Here is a 24,726-nt window from a genome sequence, read left to right as displayed (position 1 = left end):
ACGCGAACCGGCCGGCCGCGGCATACAACGGCGCGAAATGGACGTACGGCGAGCTGAACGCAAGGGCGAACCGGATCGCGCGCATTCTCATGGATTGCGGCGTCTCGGCTGACGAACGTGTCGGCATTTTAACGAAACCGTCCTTGGAAATGGCCGCGGGCGTACTCGGCGTCTTAAAAGCGGGCGCGGCATTTGTGCCGATTGACCCCGACTACCCGGAAGAGCGCATCAGCTACATTCTGCAGGACAGCGGCGCCAAGCTGCTTCTCACACAGGAAGCGCTGGACGTGCCGGATGGCTACAAAGGAGAAACGATTCTGCTTGACGGCGGACGCTCCATTCTGAGCCTGCCGCTTGATGAAAACGATGAAGCGAACCCGCAGACGGAAACAACGGCGGATCATCTCGCTTATATGATTTACACGTCAGGAACGACCGGACAGCCGAAGGGTGTCATGGTCGAACACCATGCGCTTGTGAACCTGTGCTTCTGGCACCACGACGCATTCGCCATGACGGCGGATGATAAAAGCGCCAAATACGCGGGCTTCGGTTTTGACGCCTCCATCTGGGAGATGTTCCCGACATGGACCATCGGCGCGGAGCTTCACGTCATTGACGAGGCGATCCGGCTGGATATCACCCGCTTAAATCACTATTTCGAGGAGAACGGCGTGACCATCACCTTCCTGCCGACGCAGCTGGCCGAACAATTTATGGAGCTGGAAAATACCTCTCTCCGCATGCTTCTCGTCGGCGGCGACAAGCTGAAGCGGGCGGTGAAACAGCCGTACACGATCGTCAACAACTACGGCCCGACGGAAAACACCGTCGTCGCGACAAGCGGCGTCATCAATCCTGAGGAAGGATCGCTTTCGATCGGACGGGCGATTGCCAATACGAGAGCTTATATTCTCGGCGACGGCTATCAGGTGCAGCCGGAAGGCATTGCCGGTGAATTGTGCGTGGCCGGCCGCGGTCTGGCACGCGGATACCTGAACCGTGAAGAAGAAACGGCGAAGAGGTTTACCGCAGATCCGTTCGTGCCCGGCGAGCGCATGTACCGGACCGGCGACCTCGTCAAATGGAACGCGCAGTGCGGCATCGAATACATCGGCCGTATCGACCAGCAGGTCAAAGTGCGGGGCTACCGGATCGAGCTTTCAGAAATCGAAGTCCGTCTCGCTCAGCTTGCGGACGTTCATGACGCAGCGGTGACGGCTGTGGAAGACAAAGCGGGCAATACCGCGCTTTGCGCCTATGTCGCGCCTCAGCAGAACGATATTGAAGCGCTCAAAGCCGCGCTGAAAGACACGCTGCCTGACTACATGGTGCCGGCGTTCTGGGTGGAGCTGGCCGAGCTTCCGGTCACCGCAAACGGAAAGATTGACAAAAAAGCCCTGCCGGAACCGGACATTGAAGCGGGAAGCGCCGCGTATAAAGCACCGGAAACGGAAATGGAGACGCTGCTTTCTGACATTTGGCAGGAAGTGCTCGGTCTTGATCAGATCGGCGTAAGCGATAATTTCTTCACGCTCGGCGGTGACTCGATCAAAGGCATCCAAATGGCGAGCCGCCTGAACCAGCACGGCTACAAGCTGGAGATGAAAGATCTCTTCCAGCACCCGACCATCGAAGAGCTCGTCTCTTATGTGGAGCGGACGGAAGGCAAGCAGGCCGACCAGGGACCTCTCGAAGGCGAAGCGGACTTAACGCCGATCCAGCGCTGGTTCTTTGAGAAAAACTTCACGGACAAACACCACTGGAACCAATCCGTCATGCTTCACGCGAAAGACGGCTTTGATCCGGAGATAACAGAAAAAACATTACATGTCCTGACGGTGCACCATGATGCGCTCCGGATGATTTATCGTGAACAAAAACCGTATTACAGAGGGCTTGAGGATGCGTCTGTTGAACTGAACGTCTTTGAGCTGAACGGACCTGCTGAAGACCATGAGGACCGTATCGAACGAGAAGCAGACCGTCTTCAAAGCAGTATTTCACTGGAAACAGGACATCTGCTGAAGGCCGGGCTCTTCCGGGCTGAAGATGGAGACCACCTTCTTCTCGCAATCCATCACTTAGTCGTGGATGGTGTATCTTGGCGGATTTTACTGGAGGACTTCACGTCCGTTTATACGCAGCTGAAGCAAGGCAATGAACCGGCGCTGCCTCCGAAAACACATTCATTCGCCGAATTTGCTGAGAGAATCAAAGAATACGCAAATACGAAGGCGTTTCTGAAAGAAGCGGATTACTGGAGAGAGCTTGAGGAAAAAGAGGTATGCACTCAGCTTCCGAAAGACAGGCAGTCTGGTGATCAGCGCATGAGACATACGAGAACGGTCAGCTTCTCTCTGACGCCTGAACAAACTGAACAGCTGACGACAAACGTACATGAAGCCTACCATACGGAAATGAACGACATCCTGCTCACGGCGCTCGGACTGGCGCTGAAAGAGTGGACGGGTGAAGACACGATCGGCGTTCATTTGGAAGGCCACGGGCGCGAAGACATTCTTGACGGCCTGAATATCACCCGGACGGTCGGATGGTTTACGAGCATGTATCCGATGATCCTTGAGATGAAGCACGCCGACGATCTTTCATATCAGCTGAAACAAATGAAAGAAGACATCAGACACATCCCGAACAAAGGAGTCGGCTACGGCATTCTGCGTTATGTAACGGCGCCTGAGCATAAAGAGAATCTTTCATTTAAGATTGATCCGGATATCAGCTTTAACTACTTAGGCCAGTTTAATGAGATGTCGGATTCCGGCTTATTTACAAGATCCGGGATGCCGTCAGGACAATCGCTGAGCCCTGACACAGAGAAGCCGAATGCGCTTGATATTGTCGGATTTATAGAAAATGGGCAGATGACGATGACGTTTGCCTATCATTCTCTCGAATTTCATGAAAAAACCATTCAATCGTTCAGTGACAGCTTTAAAGGGCACCTCTTGAAAATCATAGATCACTGCCTGGCCCAAGACGGACCTGAGCTTACGCCTAGCGATCTTGGCGATGATGATCTGACGCTTGATGAACTTGATAAATTAATGGAAATTCTCTAACAGAAAAGACAGAGGTGACATATGAGCAAAAAATCGATTCAAAAGGTGTATGCACTCACACCGATGCAGGAGGGAATGCTGTATCATGCGCTGCTTGATCCGCATTCTTCCTCCTACTTCACACAATTAGAGCTTAGGATTCACGGAAGCTTTCAGCTTGAGCTTTTTGAAAAAAGCGTCAATGAGCTGATCCGGACATATGACATCCTGCGTACGGTATTCGTGCACCAGCAGCTTCAAAAACCGCGCCAAGTCGTATTAGCAGAGCGGAAGACGAAGGTGCACTATGAAGATATCAGTCAATTAGATGAAGCGCGCCAAACCGAATATATTGAACGCTATAAACGCGATGTGCAGCAGCAGGGCTTTCATCTGGCGAAGGATATTCTCTTTAAAGCGGCGGTGTTCAGGCTCAGTGAGAAGGAGCTGTATCTCGTCTGGAGCAATCATCATATTGTCATGGACGGCTGGAGTATGGGCGTTTTGATGAAAAGCCTGTTTCAAAACTATGAAGCGCTTCGTGCCGGCCGGCCCGCCGGGGGAAGCCAGGGCAAACCTTACTCTGACTATATCAAATGGCTCGGAGGCCGGGATTATGAGGAGGCGGAACAATATTGGAGCAGCCGCCTGGCGGATTTCGAACAGCCGATCCTGCTCCCGGGCCGTCTGGCATCAGAAAAGAAAGACTACTACCAAAATGAAGAATATTCTTTTGTCTGGGATGAAGAGCTGGTCGCGCAGATTCAGCAGACCGCCAACCGGCATCAAGTCACGGGGCCTAACCTGTTTCAGGCCGTTTGGGGTGCGGTGCTCAGCAAATACAACTATACAGACGATGTGGTGTTCGGCACCGTCGTATCAGGCCGTCCTTCAGAAATCAACGGCATTGAAACGATGGCGGGGCTGTTCATCAATACGATTCCCGTCAGAATCAAGATTGACAAAGATGCAGCCTTTTCTGACGTGATGGCGGCAGTTCAGAAAAACGCCGTGGAAGCCGAGCGCTATGATTATGTGCCGCTCTATGACATTCAAAAGCGCTCCGCTCTGGACGGCAGCCTCTTGAATCATTTGGTCGCGTTTGAAAACTATCCGCTGGACAAAGAGCTGGAAAACGGGGGCATGGAGGAAAGACTCGGCTTTTCCATTAAAGTTGAACATGCTTTTGAGCAGACGAGCTTTGATTTCAATCTCATCGTGTATCCGGGAAAAACGTGGACTGTCAAAATCAAATACAACGGAGCGGCTTTCGCTCATGATGCCATCGAACGAACGGCGCATCATCTGACCCGCATGATGAAAGCGGCGGTCGGAACGCCTGATGCGCCCGTGCGGGAACTCGGCCTTGTTTCAGGCGAAGAAGAGCGGCAGATTGTTGAGATATTCAATGATACAAAAACGGCGCTTCCGGAAGAGGAGGCCGTTCACCGTTTGTTTGAAGCACAGGCAAACCGGACGCCTGCAAGCATCGCGATAAAAGAAGCGGGACGCGAATGGACCTACCGTGAAGTGAACGAAGCGGCCAACCGCCTGGCGAGACACCTTGTGAAGAGCGGGCTGGAAAAAGGCCGGACCGCCGCTATTATGAACGACCGGTCTGCGGAAACCGTTATCGGAATGCTTGCCGTCCTAAAAGCAGGCGGCGCCTATGTGCCGATTGATCCGGCTTTTCCGGAGGACCGTCTCCGCTTTATGGCGGAAGACAGCTCGATTCGGCTTGTGCTGACAGTTCAGGACTATCAAGAACAAGCGGGCACATTGCAAGTCCCGATTGTCATGCTGGATGAAAGCGAGGATGAAACGGTAAGCGGAACAGACTTGAATCTTCCGGCCGGCGGCAACGACTTGGCGTATATCATGTATACATCCGGGTCGACCGGAAAACCGAAAGGCGTCATGATTGAACACAGAAATATCATCAGGCTCGTCAAACATTCGAATTACGTGCCGGTTCATGAAGAAGACCGGATGGCGCAAACGGGAGCCGTCAGCTTTGATGCCGGAACCTTCGAAGTCTTCGGCGCATTGCTGAACGGAGCGGCATTGCACCCGGTGAAAAAAGAGACGCTGCTTGACGCCGGACGCTTCGCCCAATTTCTGAAAGAGCAGCGGATCACGACCATGTGGCTGACGTCTCCGCTGTTTAATCAGCTTGCCCAAAAGGATGCCGGCATGTTTAACACGCTCCGGCACCTCATCATCGGCGGTGACGCGCTTGTGCCGCATATCGTCAGCAAAGTGAGGAAGGCATCACCGGAGCTGTCGCTTTGGAACGGCTACGGGCCGACGGAGAATACGACGTTTTCGACGAGTTTTCTCATTGATCAGGACTACGACGGCTCGATCCCGATCGGGAAGCCGATCGGAAATTCCACTGCGTACATTATGGACGAAAACCGCAACCTCCAGCCGATCGGCGCGCCCGGTGAGCTGTGCGTCGGCGGAAGCGGAGTGGCAAGAGGCTATGTGAATCTGCCTGAATTAACGGAGAAGCAGTTTGTCCGCGATCCGTTCAGACCGGATGAAATGATATACCGGACGGGGGACTTGGCGAAGTGGCTTCCGGACGGCACGATCGAGTTTCTCGGCAGAATTGACAACCAAGTAAAGGTCCGCGGTTTCAGAATCGAGCTCGGCGAAATCGAGGCGAAAATCAGCCAGGCGGAGAATGTGACGGAATCTGCGGCTGTGATCCGGAAAAATAAAGCGGATGAAAATGAAATCTGCGCTTACTTTACCGCAGACCGGGACCTTTCACCGGAAGACCTGCGCAAAACGCTTTCGGAATCACTTCCGGAATACATGATTCCCGCGCACTTCATCCAGATGAATCAGTTTCCGCTGACGGCGAACGGAAAGATTGATAAAAAAGCGCTGCCTGAGCCTCAGGCTGAAGCCGTTCAAAAAGAATACGAAGCGCCGAAAACGGAAGCGGAGCAGAAACTCGCGGACATTTGGGAAGGCATTCTCGGTGTAAAAGCGGGTGTGACTGACAATTTCTTCACGATTGGCGGACATTCTTTAAAAGCTATGATGATGACCGCTAAAATCCAGGAGCACTTTCAAAAAGAAGTGCCGATTAAAGTGTTATTTGAAAAGCCGACCATTCAGGAGCTTGCGCATTATTTGGAGCATGAGAGCGAGGAGGAACAGCAGTTTGAACCGATCCGACAAGCGCCTTATCAGAAGCATTATCCTGTTTCCTCAGCACAGCGCAGGATGTATATCCTTAATCAGCTCGGACAGGCCAGCACGAGCTACAACGTCCCTGCTGTACTTCTGCTGGAAGGATCAGTAGACAAAAAGCGTCTTGAAGAGGCCATGCAGGCATTAATCAACCGTCATGAGACACTGCGTACGTCGTTTGACATGGCAGATGGAAAAGTCGTGCAGACCATTCATAAAAATGTGTCGTTTGAGCTTGAAACCGCCGAGGGCCGGGAAGAAGATGCAGAAGAGCTGACAAAAGCCTTTATCAGGCCGTTTGCGCTCAATCATGCGCCGCTGGTCCGTTCGAAGCTGATCCGGCTTGAAGAAGACCGGCATCTTCTGCTGATTGACATGCACCACATTATTACGGACGGAAGCTCAATGGGCATTTTCATCGGTGATCTTGCGAAGCTTTATCAAGGCACGGAGCTTGATCTGCCAAAGATTCATTATAAGGATTTTTCAGTCTGGCGGCGTGAAAAAGCAAATCTCGATCAGCACGAAGCCTACTGGCTTGATACGTTCAAAGGCGATCTGCCGGTGCTGGATCTGCCGCTTGATTTCCCGCGTCCTGCCGAGCGCAGTTTTGAAGGGGAACGCGTCATCTTCGGGCTTGATAAACAGGTGACGGCGCAGATTAAGAAGCTGCTGGCTGATACGGATACGACGATGTACATGTTCTTGTTAGCCGCTTTTCAAGTGCTGCTGTCCAAATATTCGGGGCAGGAAGACATCATAGTCGGGTCTCCGGCGGCCGGAAGACAGCATCCTGATCTCCAAGACGTGCCGGGCATGTTTGTCAACACCGTGGCGCTTCGGTCGCATCCTGCCGGCAAAAAAACGTTCAAGCAATTTCTGGATGAAGTGAAAACGGCGAGCCTTCAAGCTTTTGAGCATCAAAGCTATCCGCTTGAAGAATTAATTGAAAAACTGCCGTTAACGAGGGACACAAGCCGGAGTCCGCTGTTCAGCGTGTTATTTAATATGCAGAACATGGAGATCCCGGCCCTGCGGCTCGGAGATTTGGAGATTTCTTCTTACTCCATGCATCATCATGTCGCTAAATTTGATCTTTCCTTAGAAGCGGCTGAGCGCGGAGAAGAGGTCGGATTGAGCTTTGATTACGCGAAAGCCTTATTTGCGGACGAAACCATCCGCCGCTGGAGCGCTCATTTTGTCAATCTGATTAAAGCCTGCGCCGAAAATCCGGAAATTCAGCTGGCCGACGCAAGCCTGCTGTCCGCTCCTGAGCGGGAAGCGCTCCTTTCTGATGAAAAACGGACGGAAGCGGATCTGCCTGAGGGCACTTTTGTTTCGCTGTTTGAACGGCAAGCGCAGAAAACGCCTGATCTCACGGCGGTTGCGGGCGGAACAAGTCTGACATATCGTGAGCTTGATGAACGCTCGAACCGGTTTGCCCGACACCTTCAGGCTTGCGGAACGGGCAGTGAGGACATCGTGGCCATTATGATGGATCGTTCGGCCGACTTGATTACCGCGATTCTCGGCGTCATGAAAGCCGGAGCGGCATTTCTCCCGATTGATCCGGAGACTCCTGAAGAGAGAATCCGCTACTCTCTCGAAGACAGCGGAACGAAGCTTCTGGTCGTCAATGAGAGAAACATGACCGCGGCCGCCGTTTATAAAGGAAAAACGGTCGTAATGGAAGACGGAGAATGGCAGAACGAAAGCGCCGACCGGCTTGAAACGGAGTCCGGCGCCGACCGGCTTGCCTATATCATTTATACCTCGGGAACAACGGGCAAACCGAAAGGCGTCCAGCTGGAGCACCGCAATCTAATCAATTATGTTACATGGTTCAGCCGTGAAGCCGGTTTGACCGAAGCTGACAAATCCGTGCTGCTGTCTTCTTACGCATTTGATCTCGGCTATACGGCCATATTCCCGATTCTTCAGGCGGGCGGCGAGCTGCACATTGTGCCGAAAGAGACGTACACCGCACCTGATCAGCTTGGTGAGTATATACAGAAAAACGGCATTACGTATATGAAACTGACGCCGTCATTGTTCCATATGATCGTCAACACAGCCCGTTTTACGTCAGAACGCCGTTTCAGCCCGCTTCGTTTAGTGGTGCTCGGCGGAGAAAAGATCATCACGTCCGATGTCCGCAAGTTTCATGACGTATACGCCCATACCGACTTCATCAATCACTACGGGCCGACGGAAACGACGATCGGCGCCATTGCGGAACGGATCAATATGGAGCGTCTTGATCAATATGAGCAGCGTCCCGTCATTGGCCGCCCGATCGCAAATACCGGCGCGCTTGTATTGGACGGAGCAATGCAGCTCGTTCCTCCGGGCGCAAGCGGCGAGCTTTATATTACCGGGAAGGGGCTTGCCAGAGGATATCTTCACCGTCCGCAGCTGACGGCGGAGAAATTTCTCTCAAATCCTTTTTCACCGGACAGCCTGATGTACAAAACGGGAGATGTCGTCCGCAGGCTTCCTGACGGGACGATTGAATTTATCGGCCGTGCGGATGATCAGGTGAAAATCCGGGGCTACCGCATTGAATTAAAAGAGGTTGAAACCGTGCTGTTAAGCGTAAACGGCATTCAGGAGGCGGTCGTTCTCGCAGTCAGCGAAGGCGGGCTGCCGGAACTGTGCGCGTACTATAAAGCCGACAGTGGGCTGAAAGGCTCTGAGCTTCGCAAACGGCTTTCCGAAACACTGCCGTCTCATATGCTTCCGGCTTATTTCGTGCAGGTAGACCGCATTCCGCTCACAGCCAACGGAAAAACCGATAAAAACGCCCTCCCGAAACCGGGCGTCAGCCAAACGGCGCAAACAGCTTCAGCCTTGCCGGAAACGGAATTGGAGGAAAAGCTGTGCCGCATTTGGAAACAGACACTCGGTACGGATACGCTCGGCATCGACGATAATTTCTTCGATTACGGCGGGCACTCTTTAAAAGGCATGATGCTCCTCGCCAATATTCAGGCTGAACTGGACAAAACGGTTCCGTTAAAAGCGCTGTTCGAACAGCCGACTGTCCGCCTGCTTGCCGCATATATCGAAAAATCGGCGGTATCTGAGGGATATCGGATGATCACACCGGCAGACAGTGCAGACGCGTACCCGTTATCATCCGCCCAAAAACGGATGTACGTCCTGAACCAGCTTGACCGGGAGACAATCAGCTATAATATGCCGTCCGTTCTTCTGATGGAAGGAGAAGTCAATATTTCAAGGCTTCAGGAAGCGCTCAATCAGATGATCAATCGCCACGAATCTTTGCGGACGTCCTTTATCGATCAAAAAGGCCAGCCGATGCAGAAGATCGCAGAACAGGCTGACATTGACCTGCACATTTTTGAAGCAGCGGACGAGGAGAAAGCGGATCTTATCATTCAGGCATTCATTAAGCCGTTTGATCTGAGCGCGGCTCCGCTCATTCGGGCCGCTCTTGTCAGACTGAATGAAAAGAAACACCTGCTGCTGCTGGATATGCATCATATTATTGCCGACGGCGTGTCCAGAAGCATGCTGGTCAAAGAGCTCGCTCACCTTTACAAAGGCGGAAGTCTGCCGTCGCCGAACCTGCACTATAAAGACTTCGCCGTCTGGCAGAATGAACCCGGGCAGGCCGAACGGATGAAAGACCATGAGCGTTATTGGCTCTCCGCATTTTCCGGCGAGCTTCCTGAATTGAATCTGCCGACCGATTTTCCCCGTCCGCCGGTTCAAAGTTTTAAAGGACAATCCGTCCGTTTCAGAGCGGGGCGTGAAACGGAAAAAGCGGTGCGTGAATTAATGGAATCATCGGGAGCGACTCTTCATATGGTGCTTCACGCCGCGTTCCATGTCTTTTTGAGCAAAATCACGGGACAGCGCGATATCATTATCGGCTCGGTGACCGCCGGAAGAACGAGCGCCGAAGTTCAGGAAATGCCGGGGATGTTTGTCAATACGCTTGCGCTTCGCAATGAAACGCGAAAAGAGCAGACCTTCGCCGGGCTGCTCGAACGGGTGAAACAAACCAATCTCGACGCGCTGGCGCATCAGGATTATCCGTTTGAGGATCTGATCGGAAAGCTTGACCTGCCGAGAGATATGAGCCGCAACCCGTTGTTCCAGGTGATGGTGACGACAGAAGATCCGGATAAAGAAACACTGGAACTGGAGAACCTGCGCATCACTCCGTATGAGTCAAACCAAGGCACGGCGAAATTCGATCTGACACTCGGCGGCTTTACGGATCAAGAAGGTCTCGGCCTTCAGTTTGAATATGCGACTGATCTGTTTAAAAAAGAAACCATTGAAAAGTGGAGCGCCGGGTTCCTGCGGATTCTGAAGCAAGCGGCGGAAAGCCCGGACAGAAAGCTGCCTGAGATTTCACTGATCAGCGATGCTGAAAAACAAGCCCTTCTTGACGCATGGAAAGGAAAAACAATTTCTGTGCCGCGGGACAAAACGGTTCATCGTCTCTTTGAAGAAACGGCCGCCCGCTACGCGAACCGGCCGGCCGCGGCATACAACGGCGCGAAATGGACGTACGGCGAGCTGAACGCAAGGGCGAACCGGATCGCGCGCATTCTTATGGATTGCGGTGTCACGGCTGACGAACGTGTCGGCATTTTAACGAAACCGTCCTTGGAAATGGCCGCGGGCGTACTCGGCGTCTTAAAAGCGGGCGCGGCATTTGTGCCGATTGACCCCGACTACCCGGAAGAGCGCATCAGCTACATTCTGCAGGACAGCGGCGCCAAGCTGCTTCTCACACAGGAAGCGCTGGACGTGCCGGATGGCTACAAAGGAGAAACGATTCTGCTTGACGGCGGACGCTCCATTCTGAGCCTGCCGCTTGATGAAAACGATGAAGCGAACCCGCAGACGGAAACAACGGCGGATCATCTCGCTTATATGATTTACACGTCAGGAACGACCGGACAGCCGAAGGGTGTCATGGTCGAACACCATGCGCTTGTGAACCTGTGCTTCTGGCACCACGACGCATTCGCCATGACGGCGGATGATAAAAGCGCCAAATACGCGGGCTTCGGTTTTGACGCCTCCATCTGGGAGATGTTCCCGACATGGACCATCGGCGCGGAGCTTCACGTCATTGACGAGGCGATCCGGCTGGATATCACCCGCTTAAATCACTATTTCGAGGAGAACGGCGTGACCATCACCTTCCTGCCGACGCAGCTGGCCGAACAATTTATGGAGCTGGAAAATACCTCTCTCCGCATGCTTCTCGTCGGCGGCGACAAGCTGAAGCGGGCGGTGAAACAGCCGTACACGATCGTCAACAACTACGGCCCGACGGAAAACACCGTCGTCGCGACAAGCGGCGTCATCAATCCTGAGGAAGGATCGCTTTCGATCGGACGGGCGATTGCCAATACGAGAGCTTATATTCTCGGCGACGGCTATCAGGTGCAGCCGGAAGGCATTGCCGGTGAATTGTGCGTGGCCGGCCGCGGTCTGGCACGCGGATACCTGAACCGTGAAGAAGAAACGGCGAAGCGGTTTACCGCAGATCCGTTCGTGCCCGGCGAGCGCATGTACCGGACCGGCGACCTCGTCAAATGGAACGCGCAGAGCGGCATCGAATACATCGGCCGTATCGACCAGCAGGTCAAAGTGCGGGGCTACCGGATCGAGCTTTCAGAAATCGAAGTCCGCCTCGCCCAGCTTGCGGACGTTCATGACGCAGCGGTGACGGCTGTGGAAGACAAAGCGGGCAACACCGCGCTTTGCGCCTATGTCGCGCCTCGGCAGGACGATATTGAAGCGCTCAAAGCCGCGCTGAAAGACACGCTGCCTGACTACATGGTGCCGGCGTTCTGGGTGGAGATGGACGAGCTTCCGGTCACCGCAAACGGAAAGATTGACAAAAAAGCCCTGCCGGAACCGGACATTGAAGCGGGAAGCGCCGCTTACAAAGCGCCGGAAACGGAGATGGAGACGCTGCTTTCTGACATTTGGCACGAAGTGCTCGGTCTTGATCAGATCGGCGTAAGCGATAATTTCTTCACGCTCGGCGGCGACTCGATCAAAGGCATTCAAATGGCGAGCCGTCTGAATCAGCACGGCTACAAGCTGGAGATGAAAGATCTCTTCCAGCATCCGACCATTGAAGAGCTCGTCTCTTACGTGGAGCGGACGGAAGGCAAGCAGGCCGACCAGGGACCTGTCGAAGGCGAAGCGGACTTAACGCCGATCCAGCGCTGGTTCTTTGAGAAAAACTTCACCGACAAACACCACTGGAACCAATCCGTCATGCTTCATGCGAAAGACGGCTTTGATCCGGACCTGGTGGAAAAAACCCTGCAAGCATTGATTGAACACCATGATGCGCTCCGCATGGTTTACCGTGAAGCAAGGGAAGGCATCATTCAGACATACCTCCCTGTCACAGAATGCAAGGCAAGCTTTGAAATCGTTGATCTGTACGGAACGGACGAGGATATGCTGAAAAGCCAGATTCAGCGGCTTGCCGATCATCTTCAGGGAAGTTTTGATCTGGAGAACGGCCCGCTGTTAAAAGCGGAGCAATACCGGACAGAACAAGGCGATCATCTGTTAATCGCGGTTCACCATCTCGTCGTGGACGGGGTTTCATGGAGAATTCTGTTGGAGGATTTCGCTTCAGGTTATAAACAGGCGCAGCAGCAAAACAGCATCGTTCTCCCGCAAAAAACCCACTCCTTTAAAGATTGGGCGGAGGCGCTGAACACGTTTGCGCAATCAGAAGAGCTGAAAAAGCAGGCGGCTTATTGGGCGCAGGCAGATGCGGAAGAACTCCGGCCGCTGCCGAAAGACCATGATCCGGACAAACGGCTCGTCAAACATACGGCGGCCGTGAAATGTGAATTAACTGAGGAAGAAACGGCACAGCTGCTGACAGATGTTCATCATCCGTACGGAACGGAAATCAACGACATTCTGCTCAGCGCGCTCGGCTTAACGATCGGTGAATGGACGGAAAACGGAAAAGTCGGCATCAACTTAGAAGGACACGGCCGGGAAGAAATCATACCGAATGTCAATATTTCACGGACGGTCGGCTGGTTTACGGCCCAATATCCGTTGATTCTGCAGATCAGCAAGGAAGACGGCGTCTCTTCCGTCATTAAAACGGTAAAAGAGACAGTGCGGCGCGTTCCTGATAAAGGTGTAGGATACGGGATTCTCCGGTATCTGTCATCCGATGAAACAGAAAAAGGCGTCACGCCTGAAATCAGTTTTAACTACTTGGGGCAGTTTGACAATGAAGTGAAAACGGAATGGTTTGAGCCGTCTCCATATGATATGGGACGTCAAGTCAGCGAAGAGTCAGAGGCGTTATACGCACTGAGCTTCAGCGGGATGGTTACAGGCGGCCGCTTCGTCATTTCCTGCTCATACAATCAGGAAGAATATGAAAGAAGCACCGTCGAAACACAGATGCAGCGGTTTAAAGACAATCTTTTAATGATCATCCGCCATTGCACGGCCAAAGAGGAGAAAGAATTTACGCCGAGCGATTTCAGCGCGCAGGATCTTGAGATGGATGAAATGGGAGACATCTTTGACATGCTTGAGGAGAATTTAACGTGACAAAAACAGTTAACAGAAGGGGGGAGCGGAGCAGATGAGCCAGTTCAAAAAAGATCAAGTTCAGGACATGTATTATTTGTCGCCGATGCAGGAGGGAATGCTGTTTCATACTCTCCTGAATCCCGGCCAAAGCTTTTACATCGAACAAATGACAATGAAAGTAAAAGGCAGCTTGAATATTAAATGCCTTGAAGAAAGCATGAATGTGATCATGGACCGGTACGATGTATTTCGTACCGTGTTCATTCACGAAAAAGTAAAAAGGCCGGTCCAAGTCGTATTGAAAAAACGGCAGTTTCAGATAGAAGAAATCGATCTGACACACTTAACGGGCAGCGAGCAAGCATCCAAAATTAATGAATACAAAGAACAGGATAAGATCAAGGGCTTTGATTTGACGCGGGATATTCCGATGCGGGCGGCCATATTCAAAAAAGCGGAAGAAAGCTTTGAATGGGTGTGGAGCTACCACCACATCATTTTGGACGGCTGGTGCTTCGGCATCGTCGTGCAGGATCTGTTTAAGGTGTACAATGCCCTGCGCGAACAAAAGCCGTACAGCCTGCCGCCGGTCAAACCGTATAAAGACTATATCAAGTGGCTTGAAAAGCAGGATAAACAAGCATCACTGCATTACTGGCGCGGGTACTTAGAAGATTTTGAAGGACAAACGACATTTGCGGAGCAAAGAAAGAAACAAAAGGACGGCTATGAGCCGAAAGAGCTGCTCTTCTCACTGCCGGAGGCGGAAACAAAAGCATTTACCGAGCTTGCAAAATCGCAGCATACCACTTTGAGTACGGCGCTGCAGGCGGTTTGGAGTGTATTAATCAGCCGCTACCAGCAGTCCGGCGATTTGATCTTCGGCACAGTCGTTTCCGGGCGTCCCGCAGAAATCAAAGGCGTTGAACATATGGTCGGGCTGTTTATCAATGCTGTCCCGAGGCGGGTGAAGCTGTCTGAGGATACCACATTTAACGGCTTGCTCAAGCAGCTGCAGGAGCAATCGCTGCAGTCTGAGCCTCATCAATATGTGCCGCTCTATGACATCCAAAGCCAGGCCGATCAGCCAAAGCTGATTGATCATATTATTGTGTTTGAAAATTATCCGCTTCAGGATGCAAAAAAAGAAGAGAACAGTGAAAACGGCTTTGATATGGAGGACGTCCATGTTTTTGAGAAATCGAATTATGATCTCAACCTGATGGCTTCTCCAGGTGATGAGATGCTGATTAAGCTTGCCTATAACGGGAATGTGTTTGATGAGGCGTTTATCCTGCGCTTAAAATCTCAGCTTCTCACAGCGATTCAGCAGCTCATCCAGAAGCCGGATCACCCTGTCAATACGATCAGACTTGTTGATGAAAAGGAAAGAGAGCTTCTGCTTACCGGCTTAAACCCGCCGGCTGAGACTCATCAGGCGAAGCCTCTGACGGATTGGTTCAAGGAAGCGGTGAATGTAAATCCTGATGCACCGGCGCTTACGTATTCCGGCCAGACTCTTTCCTATCGCGAATTAGATGAGGAAGCGAACCGTCTTGCGCACCGTTTGCAAAAGCAAGGTGCGGGTAAAGACACCGTTGTCGCGTTGTACACGAAGCGCTCGCTTGAACTGGTGATCGGCATTCTCGGCGTATTAAAAGCAGGAGCGGCTTATCTGCCGGTTGATCCGAAGCTGCCGGAGGACCGAATCTCGTACATGCTGACTGACAGTGCGGCAGCCTGTCTGCTGACACATCAGGAGATGAAAGAAAAAGCGGCTCAGCTGCCGTATACAGGAACAACACTCATCATCGATGATCAAGCACGGTTTGAGGAACAGGCAAGCGATCCTGCAGCCGTAATTGATCCCGATGATCCGGCGTATATTATGTATACGTCCGGCACAACCGGAAAGCCGAAGGGCAATATCACCACTCATGCCAATATACAAGGATTGGTCAAGCATGTAGACTATATGGCATTTTCTGAACAAGATACGTTCTTATCTGTTTCGAATTACGCCTTTGACGCATTTACTTTTGATTTCTACGCATCAATACTGAATGCGGCACGGCTCATTATCGCAGATGAACATACACTGCTTGATACAGAACGGCTCACTGATCTGATCCGGCAGGAGAATGTCAATGTCATGTTTGCGACAACCGCACTTTTTAATCTTCTCACCGATGCGGGAGAGGAGTGGCTGAAGGGGCTCCGCTGTGTGTTATTCGGGGGTGAGCGCGCGTCTGTGCCTCACGTCAGAAAGGCGCTTGAGATCATGGGGCCTGGCAAGCTGATTAATTGCTACGGGCCGACTGAGGGAACGGTGTTTGCGACAGCTCACATCGTGCATGATATACCGGATTCCATTTCCTCATTGCCGATCGGAAAGCCGATCAGCAATGCAAGTATTTATATTCTTAACGGGCAAAACCAGCTTCAGCCGTTCGGAGCTGTCGGTGAACTGTGCATCAGCGGAATGGGTGTATCAAAAGGGTATCTGAACCGTCACGACCTGACGAAGCAAACGTTTATCCCAAATCCGTTCAAGCCGGGAGAAACGCTTTACCGCACAGGGGATTTAGCACGCTGGCTGCCGGATGGAACAATTGAATACGCCGGGCGTATTGACGACCAGGTCAAAATACGCGGTCACCGGATTGAACTTGAAGAAATCGAAAAGCAGCTTCAGGAATACCCGGGTGTGAAAGATGCGGTCGTTGTTGCAGACCGCCATGAGTCCGGAGATGCATCAATCAACGCCTATCTCGTGAACCGGACGCCGCTTTCAGCTGAAGACGTAAAGAGGCACTTGAAAAAACAGCTTCCTGCTTACATGGTGCCGCAAACCTTTACTTTCTTAGAAGAGCTTCCTTTAACGACAAACGGGAAGGTCAATAAACGGCAGCTGCCGAAACCGGATCAGGCTCAGGCGGCGAAAGAATGGATCGGGCCTCGAAACGCGACGGAAGAAACGATTGCACACATCTGGTCCGAGATTCTCGGCAGACAGCAGATCGGGATTCATGATGATTTCTTCGCGCTCGGAGGCCATTCCTTAAAAGCGATGACGGCAGCGTCGCGCATTAAAAAAGAGCTCGGTACGGACATCCCGGTGCAGCTGTTATTCGAAGCGACGACAATCGCAGACATTGCCGGTTATCTGCTTCACGGTGAAGAAAAAGGAATGAAAGATCTCACCATCATGAATAAAAATCAGTCTGACACACTGTTTGCGTTCCCGCCGGTTCTCGGTTACGGGCTGATGTACCAGCCGCTGGCAAAACAGCTGTCCGGCTATAGAATCTGTGCGTTTGATTTTATCGAGGAAGACAACCGCATCGAACGCTACACAGAGCTGATCAATCAGCTCCAGCCGGAAGGACCGGTCAAGCTGTTCGGATACTCGGCAGGCTGCACGCTCGCCTTTGAAACGGCCAAACGGCTTGAAGCCGAAGGACGTAAAGTGGAGCGGCTGATCATGGTTGATTCTTATAAAAAACAAGGCGTCAGCGACTTGGAAGGCCGCACCGTAGAAAGCGATGTCCAGGCGCTGATGAAGGTAAACCGGGATAACGAAGCGCTGAATGACGAAACCGTCAAAGAAGGTCTCGCCAAAAAAACAAACGCGTTTTATTCTTATTTCGTGCATACCGTCAGCACCGGCACGGTCAATGCGGATATAGATCTATTAACGTCAGAACCGGACTTTGCGATGCCGCCGTGGCTCGCTTCGTGGGAGGAAGCCACGACAGGTGAATACCGTGTGAAAAAAGGCTGCGGCAGTCACGCAGAAATGCTTCAGGGAGAATGTCTCGAAAGGAATGCGGCATATTTGCTCGAATTCCTAAGGAAGGAACATCCGAAGCTGACAGCTTCACGATAGAAAAGGAGGAAGCCCGCTAATGGTCCAGCTCTTTAAATCGTTCGATACCACAGAAAAAACGCAGCTCATCTGTTTTCCGTTCGCAGGAGGCTATTCCGCATCATTCCGCCCGCTCCACACCTATCTTCAAGGTGAGTGTGAGATGCTCGCCGCGGAACCGCCGGGACACGGAACAAATCAAATGTCCCCCGTTGAAGATTTTGAACAGCTTGTCAGCTTGTACAAGCAGGAGTTGAATCTCCATCCTGACCGCCCGTTTGTCCTGTTCGGCCACAGTATGGGAGGCATGGTCGCTTTCAGGCTGGCTCAAAAGCTGGAGCGGGAGGGGATTTACCCGCAGGCCGTGATCATCTCAGCCATTCAGCCGCCGCATATTGAAAGGAAAAAAGTGTCTCATCTTGATGATGAAAAATTTCTCGCCCATATTATCGAGCTGGGCGGAATGCCGCAGGAGTTAGTGGAGAATAAGGAGGTCATGTCATTTTTCCTGCCTTCTTTCAGATCCGACTACCGCGCGCTTGAAAGCTTCCGTCCGTCTGATTCTCACATGATTCAATCACCCGTCCATATTTTTAACGGGCGGAAAGATAAAAAATGTATCAAAGATGCGGACGGATGGAAAAAATGGGCCGACAATCCCGTATTTCATGAGTTTTCGGACGGCCACATGTTCATATTAAGTGAAACTGAAAAAGTGGCGGAACGAATATATGAGATTATTAACAGGAGCACTGCAGGCCAATTGTTATAGGAGATGACAGACAGCATTCGCTGTCTGTTTTTTGTAACAAAATCTGCCCGTGAGTTTTCTCATTTATCAAAAATTTTATGTTATGATTTGATGGAATATAATTTTGAAGGGATTGTCGTACATGAATGATGCAGCAAAAGAGCTGAACAGAACATTATCTGAAGAAAACCCGCACGTGCTTCATATGCTTTCTGATTTGGGCAGAGAGTTGTTTTATCCGAAAGGGGTGCTGACACAATCGGCGGAAGCGAAAGCCAAGGCCGGAAAGTATAATGCCACGATCGGGATTGCCACCTCACAAGGCGAGTCCATGCACTTTTCCCATATTCAAGAGACATTGTCCGCCTATAACCCCGATGATATCTACGATTATGCTCCGCCGCAGGGAAAAGAGCCGCTCAGACAGGAATGGCTGAAAAAAATGCGTCTCGAAAATCCTTCATTAGCCGGCAAAGATATCAGCACGCCGATCGTGACAAACGCTTTAACACACGGGCTGAGCATTGCCGCCGACTTGTTCGTCAATGAAGGGGATGCGCTGCTTCTGCCTGATAAATATTGGGGAAATTACAATTTCATTTTCGGTGTCCGGCGCAAGGCATCCATTGAGACGTACCCGCTTTTTCAGCAGGATGGGCGTTTTAATGCGGCGGGGCTGTCCGAGCTGCTGAAAAAGCAGGAAGAAAAGGCGATTGTCGTGCTGAATTTCCCGAATAATCCGACAGGCTATACGCCGGGAGAAGAGGAAGCGGCAGAAATCGTCAGCGTGATCCTGGAGGCGGCGGAGGCCGGCAAAGAGATTGTCGTGCTCGTAGACGATGCGTATTACAATCTGTTTTACGATGAAACAGCCATTCAGGAATCCATCTTCAGCAAACTCGCCCAAGTGCACGACCGGGTGCTTTGCGTGAAAATAGACGGCGCGACGAAGGAAAATTACGCGTGGGGCTTCCGCGTCGGTTTTATTACGTACAGCACAAAAAGCGAAAAAGCGCTGCGCGTGCTCGAGGAAAAAACAAAAGGGATTATCAGGGGAACGATTTCAAGCGCCCCGCATCCGTCCCAAACGTTTATGCTGCGGGCGATGCAGTCACCGGAATACGAGAAAGAAAAATCGCTGAAATATAACATCATGAAAAAACGGGCTGACAAAGTGAAAGCCGTTCTTGCAGAAAACAAGCACTATGAAGACGTATGGACACCTTATCCGTTTAACTCGGGTTATTTCATGTGTGTCCGGCTGAAAGACATAAACGCCGGCGAATTGAGAGTGTCGTTGCTTGAAAAGAGAGGAATCGGGACGATATCCATTAATGAAACCGATTTGCGAATCGCATTTTCATGTGTTGAAGAAGAACACATCGCGGATCTGTTCGAAGAAATTTATCAAGAAGCAAAGCAGCTGCAGAAACAGGCGGAAATATCAAGCTGACAAAAAAGGAGGGGGAGACCCTCCTTTTTCTATGCTTACAGCAGCTCTTCATACGTTTTCATCGCAATCCCGTCACAAAAATCGGGATGCGCCGCACAAACGGCCAGCTTATATTCCTCGTCCGCATCATATGTGCGGATGAAACATGGTTCATGTCCGTCCGGGAGCTCAATGGACACATGGCCGTCGTCTTTGAGGCGGACGCTGAATGAATCAAGCGGCAGGGAAAGCCCTTTTCCGGCCTGCTTGATAAAGCTTTCTTTCATCGACCACAGGTGGTAAAAATAATCGGTCTGCTGATCGGGGTGTTTCGCTTGCAGATCACTGTATTCCGTCGGCGAAAAAAAACGTTTGGCGATATCAATCGTGCCGGGCTTCATTTTTTCAATATCAATGCCGATCGGTTTTGAATCAACGGCACACACGATCCAGCGCCCGGAGTGGGAAATATTAAAGTGCATGTCCGGAAGCGCGGGTATGTACGGCTTTCCGTATTCCTGGACGCTGAATGAAATCGCGGCCGGATCAAGTCCGTAAGCTTTCGCCGCAGCGGTGCGGATCAGCATGTCGCCGATCAAGGTGCGGTGAGCATCCTCCTTATGGTAAAAGCGCCGGCATTTTTCCCGCTTTTCAGCGGACACGGCCGTCATCATCCGATCCTCTTCCCCTGCAGAAAGCGGGCGGTCCATATATACTCCGTAAATCTTCATGTCCAGATCCTCCGTCTGAAAATATTGTCAAAACCATCCTATCATATCAAACGAAAGCTGTCCGAAAATAAAAAAACAAAACCGTTTCGGCTTTGTTTTTAATGCACGGACGTTGCCCGCCCGGAGATCGCGTATGTTAACAGTTTAGAGGACTGCGGCAAAGAAAAACGCAGAATCAGCCCCGTCAAAACAGCCGTAATAATGGTTCCGGCGCCGATCGGTCCGCCCATCACCCAGGCTGCGGCAAGAATCGTCAGCTCAATGCCGTTCCGCACCCATTGCACGTTCCAGCCCGTTTTTTCAGATATCAGCATCATCAGAGAGTCCCGGGGGCCCGCGCCGAGCCCAGCCGATACGTAAATACCGACGCCGCAGCCGATCAGCAGCAATCCGATAGAAAAAAACACGGCCGCTAAGGAAAAAGCGTGCGCCTCAGGAAGCAGAAACGAGAAGAAATCAATAAACATTCCCATCAGCACCATGTTTAAGATAGCGCCGATTTTCGGGAGTGTCCTCGTGAACAGGCAGGTTAAAGCCACGATGACCGCGCCGACCAAGATGGACCATTGGCCGACAGATAGCCCGAAATGCTGAAAAAGCCCATAATGAAAGGCATCCCAAGGGCTGATGCCGAGAGCTTTTCCTTTAATGGTTAACGATACCCCGAAAGACAAAATCAACAGACCGGCAAAATAAAACGTCCAGCGCATCAAGAATTCCCGCTTCAAAGAGGTCCCTTCTTTCATAAAATTTCATTAATTGTCATTGTAGCATAACCGCCAAAAAAAAGAAGAAGCGAAATCAGTGTTTCGCTTCTTCTCCGGCTCCTACAAAGGATTCAGTATACGGTTTAAAAACCGCTGCGTGCGTTCTTCTTTCGGCGCGGAAAAAATCTGGGCCGGCGGTCCTTGTTCCACAATGACGCCGCCGTCAATGAAGATGACTTCATCAGCCACTTCCTGCGCGAATTTGATTTCATGGGTGACGACGACCATCGTCCAGCCTTCGTTCGCCAAATCCTTAATCACTTTGAGCACCTCGCCGACCAGCTCCGGATCAAGTGCTGACGTCGGTTCGTCAAACAGCATCAGCTCGGGCTGAATCGCAAGCGCGCGGGCGATGCCGACCCGCTGCTGCTGACCGCCGGAAAGCTGGAACGGATATAAATCCATTTTGTCTTTCAGTCCGACTTTTTCCAGAAGCTCCATCGCTTCTTTTCTGACTTGCTCCTTGTCGCGCTTTTGCACTTGAACGGGTCCTTCCATGACGTTTTCAAGCGCCGTGCGGTGAGGAAACAGATGATACGCCTGGAAGACCATGCCTGATTTGCGGCGGAGGCGGAGAATATCAGCCTGCTTCACTTTTTTAGAGAAATCTATTGAAAAATCGGAGAATGCCAGCTCGCCGCGATTGGGGATCTCAAGCGCGTTCAGACAGCGCAGAAGCGTCGTTTTTCCAGAACCGGACGGTCCCAGAATGGCGATGACTTTCCCTTTTTCTATCTCCATATCTATCTTTTTTAAAATTTCATTCTGTCCGAATGATTTATTTAATCCTTTGACGGAAAGCATATCGAAACCTCCTTATTTGGCCACATAACGGTCGAGACGCCGTTCGATCACATGCTGTACGATTGACAGCAAGAAGCAGATGATCCAATAAATAAAGGCGGCTTCAATATAGATGACCAAGATTTGATCAAGGTTTTGCGCGCCGATTTCCTGCGCTTTTCTGAACAGCTCCGCGACGAGAATCTGTGACGCGAGAGATGTATCCTTGATCAGGCTGATAAATGTATTTGATAATGGCGGAATGGACACGCGAAACGCCTGCGGCAGGATCACGCGGAACAATGTCTTGCGATAGGTCATGCCGATCGTATAACCGGCTTCCCATTGCCCTTTCGGCACGGATGAAATAGATGCCCGGATGATTTCAGAAGCATAGGCGCCCACGTTTAATGAAAACGCGATGACTGCGCTTGGGAAAGGGTCCAGCGTAATATTAAATGTCGGGAACAGATAAAAAATGATGAACAATTGAACGAGAAGAGGAGTGCCGCGCACCGCTGATACGTATACGCTGAACACCCATCTCAATGGTTTCATATTTGACATTCTGGCGAGCGCCGTAATCAGCGCGATGATCATTCCGAAAATAAAGGAAAGAATGGTAAGGGGAATCGAATAATAGATTCCCCCGGAAAGAATCGGCCAGAATGACTGCTGCACCAAATCCCACGGAATGGCTGTTGCAATCACGGGCTCCGGCATGTTACTTAGAAACATCTTCGCCGAACCATTTTTTAGCTATTTTAGAAAGAGTCCCGTCCTCTTTCATTTCTTTTAACGCTTTGTTGACGTGAGTCACAAGTTCGCCGCTTCCTTTTCGGAATGCGAAATACGTCTGCTGCGGCTGGCCTGCTTCAAACGCGATTTTCACGTTTTTATTGCCGGACGTTTTTAAGTAGTTCAGTACGGCAAGCTTATCGTTGTAAGTCAGATCAGCGCGGCCCTGCTGAATGAGCTGAAGGGATTGCGCCATGCCTTCAACGCCTTCAATTTTCGCGCCGGCTTCTTTCGCTAATTTATTGTAATTGCTTGTTAATGACTGAGCCGCTGTTTTTCCTTTGACATCAGCCTCTTTCGCAATCGTGCTGTCTTTTTTCGTCACGACGACTGCATTTGACGTTGTGTATTTATCAGAAAAATCATATTGGTTCTCACGGCCTGTTTTGCCGACTTGGTTGGCGACGACGTCAAACCGTTTCGCGTTTAAACCGGCAAACATGCTGTCCCATTGTGTTTCTTTAAAGTCAGCTTTCAGACCGAGGCGTTTCGCGACTTCTTGAATCACTTCAACATCATATCCGGTCAGTTTGTCAGTCTTTTTATCATGGAAGGTAAACGGTTCGTACGTTCCTTCTGTACCGACGGTCAGTACGCCTTTTTTCTTGACAGAAGCCCAAAGATCGCCGTCTTTTGACTTAGATCCGCTGTCCTGTGAGTTTCCGCAGGCTGCAAGCATTGCGATGCTGACCATCATGAACAAAGCGAATAATGCTTTTTTCATCTTCTTTATTCCCCACTTTTCTGAGTAGTTTTATTGAGAAAAAATAGCTCCCAATTGTAAAGGATAACTTTTTTTTAGTATGAGTCAAGTAATTGGTTTTCATAAGCGGGAATTCATCGTGTTCCGGATCAAAATAATTCCAAAAACTGTCTGACAGGCTTCGGCAGGTAGCTGTCTTTTCTCCAGATGACGGCCGGTGTCATGACAAACGGGTTGTCTTCGATGATAACCGTTTTGACATGTGAGCGCATATGGACGGGAATCATCGTCAAAGGCAGAATCGTGGCACCGAATCCTGATGATACGAGGCTCAAGAGCGTCGCGGAGTCATGGCATTCACAAACAACCTGGAGATCGAGACTGTACTGTTCACAAACATGGAGGACTTGGTCATACACACCTCTTCCATTGACGGTGCGCAAAAGGATCAGAGGCAAAGAGGCGATGTCACTCAGTTTAATCGTTTCTCCGCACAGTCGTTTTGAATGCTCGGACAGCACCAATACACACGGAATGTCTTCAAGCTCCTTCGATTCAATGCCGTCGTTTTTAATCAAGGTGGTGGTGACGGCGGCGTCAATCTGCCGGGTTTCCAGAAGCTCGAGCAGTGAGACGGGCTCATCTTCCCAAATGTTAAAGGTGAGATGCGGAAACCGCTCTTTCATCTGTGACACTTTCTCAAGCATGAGCGCTGCGCAGTAAATGGTTGACCCGACGGCAAGTGTCCCGGCCACCTCCTCCTTCAGCTCTTGTACCTCGATTATAGCGTCCTCAAACTTATGAAGAATCTCTTTCGCTCTTTTCAAAAAGACATTTCCTTCATATGTGAGGGTCATTTGTTTCTTTTTATTGCGGTCAAACAGAATGACGCCCAATTCTTCTTCGAGCTGTTTCAACTGTCGGCTCAAAGGCGGCTGTGCCATATGAAGCTTTTTGGCGGCCGTCGTGATTTTCTGCTCTTGGGCAATGGTGATGAAATAACGCAATTGCCGAATATCCATGAGAATGCGCGCTCCTTTCTT

General features: G+C 51.1%; 10 protein-coding genes and 1 pseudogene. 5 read left to right on the top strand and 6 right to left on the bottom strand.

The window, feature by feature from the left end:
- The 5 genes and pseudogenes from srfAA to OWN49_RS17425 form a co-directional block, all read left to right on the top strand.
- Nucleotides 1–3,083: pseudogene (gene srfAA, locus OWN49_RS17455) on the top strand (surfactin non-ribosomal peptide synthetase SrfAA); the annotation flags it as partial.
- 21 nt (nucleotides 3,084–3,104) lie between these two features.
- A complete protein-coding gene (srfAB, locus tag OWN49_RS17440) occupies nucleotides 3,105–13,868 on the top strand; it encodes a surfactin non-ribosomal peptide synthetase SrfAB (RefSeq protein ID WP_212102596.1) in 10,764 nt (3,587 codons plus the stop codon).
- A gap of 34 nt (nucleotides 13,869–13,902) precedes the next feature.
- Nucleotides 13,903–17,739, top strand: coding sequence for a surfactin non-ribosomal peptide synthetase SrfAC (gene srfAC, locus OWN49_RS17435; RefSeq protein WP_172614437.1), 3,837 nt, complete (start codon nucleotides 13,903–13,905; stop codon nucleotides 17,737–17,739).
- Nucleotides 17,740–17,758: 19 nt separating this feature from the next.
- Nucleotides 17,759–18,490, top strand: coding sequence for a surfactin biosynthesis thioesterase SrfAD (gene srfAD / locus OWN49_RS17430; RefSeq protein ID WP_077721776.1), 732 nt, complete (start codon nucleotides 17,759–17,761; stop codon nucleotides 18,488–18,490).
- Between the two features lie 121 nt (nucleotides 18,491–18,611).
- Nucleotides 18,612–19,922, top strand: a complete 1,311-nt coding sequence (locus tag OWN49_RS17425; RefSeq protein ID WP_176283111.1) for an aminotransferase class I/II-fold pyridoxal phosphate-dependent enzyme — start codon at nucleotides 18,612–18,614, stop codon at nucleotides 19,920–19,922.
- Nucleotides 19,923–19,957: 35 nt separating this feature from the next.
- On the opposite strand, the gene OWN49_RS17420 is transcribed toward OWN49_RS17425, so the two are convergent.
- The 6 genes from OWN49_RS17420 to OWN49_RS17395 all read right to left on the bottom strand — a co-directional run bounded on the left by OWN49_RS17420 (nucleotide 19,958) and on the right by OWN49_RS17395 (nucleotide 24,705).
- Nucleotides 19,958–20,632 (bottom strand): 4'-phosphopantetheinyl transferase family protein, encoded by a 675-nt coding sequence (locus tag OWN49_RS17420; RefSeq protein WP_146276099.1) that lies wholly within the window; start codon nucleotides 20,630–20,632, stop codon nucleotides 19,958–19,960.
- A gap of 98 nt (nucleotides 20,633–20,730) precedes the next feature.
- Nucleotides 20,731–21,378, bottom strand: coding sequence for a YczE/YyaS/YitT family protein (locus OWN49_RS17415; protein ID WP_077723128.1), 648 nt, complete (start codon nucleotides 21,376–21,378; stop codon nucleotides 20,731–20,733).
- 81 nt (nucleotides 21,379–21,459) lie between these two features.
- Nucleotides 21,460–22,203, bottom strand: a complete 744-nt coding sequence (gene tcyC, locus OWN49_RS17410; protein WP_129092000.1) for a cystine ABC transporter ATP-binding protein TcyC — start codon at nucleotides 22,201–22,203, stop codon at nucleotides 21,460–21,462.
- Nucleotides 22,204–22,215: 12 nt separating this feature from the next.
- Nucleotides 22,216–22,920 carry an amino acid ABC transporter permease gene (locus OWN49_RS17405; RefSeq protein ID WP_003156375.1) on the bottom strand — a complete coding sequence of 235 codons (705 nt, stop codon included), beginning with the start codon at nucleotides 22,918–22,920 and terminating at the stop codon, nucleotides 22,216–22,218.
- On the bottom strand, nucleotides 22,907–23,704 hold the full coding sequence (gene tcyA / locus OWN49_RS17400) for a cystine ABC transporter substrate-binding lipoprotein TcyA (protein ID WP_003156373.1): 798 nt from the start codon (nucleotides 23,702–23,704) through the stop codon (nucleotides 22,907–22,909). The genes OWN49_RS17405 and tcyA overlap by 14 nt, the downstream gene beginning before the upstream one ends.
- A 128-nt stretch (nucleotides 23,705–23,832) precedes the next feature.
- Nucleotides 23,833–24,705: a LysR family transcriptional regulator gene (locus OWN49_RS17395; RefSeq protein WP_063174349.1), complete on the bottom strand. Its 873-nt coding sequence runs from the start codon at nucleotides 24,703–24,705 to the stop codon at nucleotides 23,833–23,835.
- Nucleotides 24,706–24,726 lie beyond the last annotated feature (21 nt).

This window comes from Bacillus sp. NEAU-242-2 (assembly GCF_027853835.1).
GTDB lineage: Bacteria > Bacillota > Bacilli > Bacillales > Bacillaceae > Bacillus > Bacillus velezensis.
Note: the sequence above shows the minus strand (reverse complement) of the source record. Positions and strands in the feature narration are given on the sequence as shown.